The sequence below is a fragment of the Exiguobacterium sp. UBA3968 genome, from assembly GCF_002385115.1.
GTDB lineage: Bacteria > Bacillota > Bacilli > Exiguobacteriales > Exiguobacteriaceae > Exiguobacterium_A.
On the sequence record NZ_DGCW01000010.1, the window covers coordinates 12077 to 13166 of the forward strand.

Sequence of the window (1090 nt, forward strand, 5' to 3'; positions counted from 1 at the left end):
TGCCTACGCTTCAAGCGGAGATGTCTACTTCCGGACGCGTAGTTTCAAGGATTACGGACAATTAAGCCAACAGTCAATCGACGAGTTGCGTGCAGGTGCACGAATCGAAGTCGGAGAGAAAAAAGAAGATCCGCTTGATTTCGTGCTCTGGAAAGCAGCAAAACCAGGCGAGCCGGCATGGACGAGTCCGTGGGGCGAAGGGCGACCAGGCTGGCACATCGAGTGCTCGGCGATGGCGAAGAAATACCTCGGAGAGACGATCGATATCCATGCCGGTGGACAAGACTTGAAGTTCCCGCACCATGAGAATGAGATCGCTCAGTCGGAAGCATGCAATTCTCAGAAGTTCGCAAACTACTGGATGCATAATGGGTTCTTGAACATCGAAAACGAGAAGATGTCGAAGTCGCTCGGTAACTTCTTGACGGTTCATGAAGCAATCCAAGCGGTTGATCCGATGGTGTTACGATTCTTCATGTTATCGGTTCAGTATCGTCACCCGATCAACTACAGTCGTGAACTGATCGACCAAGCAGCGAATGGTCTCGCACGGATCCGGGAGTCGGTCGCAAACATTGAACACCGACTTGACATGACGGCTGATCTCGGAACAGGTGACGAGAAGTGGTTGAATCGTCTAGCGGCAATCAAGGAACACTTCATCACATCGATGGATGATGATTTCAATACAGCGAACGCGGTGACGGATTTATTTGATCTCTCAAAAGAAGCCAACCTATACCTCGGAGAAGCGCATGTATCGAAACAGGTGCTCGAACAGTTCCTCGAACTCTTCTCGGAATTATCAGGCGTCCTAGGTGTGACGTTGACAGTTGATAAAGGCTTACTCGATGAAGAAGTCGAACAGTTGATCGAAGAGCGGAACACAGCACGTCAAAATCGTGACTTTGCACGAGCAGATGCAATTCGCGACCAACTACGTGACCAAGGCATTCTGCTCGAAGATACAGCACAAGGGATGCGGTGGAAGCGCGGATGAAGAACTACAAACAACTGAACGCACTCGCGTTAGCGTACATGGGCGACGTCGTCTATGAGATTCGTGTGCGCGAGCGATTGCTCGAACAAG

Annotated in this window: 1 protein-coding gene and 1 pseudogene; both read left to right on the plus strand. The window is 50.5% G+C overall.

The genetic code is table 11. The features are described 5' to 3' along the window. The coding region (gene cysS / locus B3S86_RS15140; RefSeq protein WP_290754270.1) for a cysteine--tRNA ligase at positions 1–1000 on the plus strand (1000 nt) is incomplete at its 5' end. After that, a pseudogene (locus B3S86_RS15145) lies at positions 997–1090 on the plus strand (ribonuclease III); the annotation flags it as partial. The gene cysS and the pseudogene B3S86_RS15145, both read left to right, overlap by 4 nt.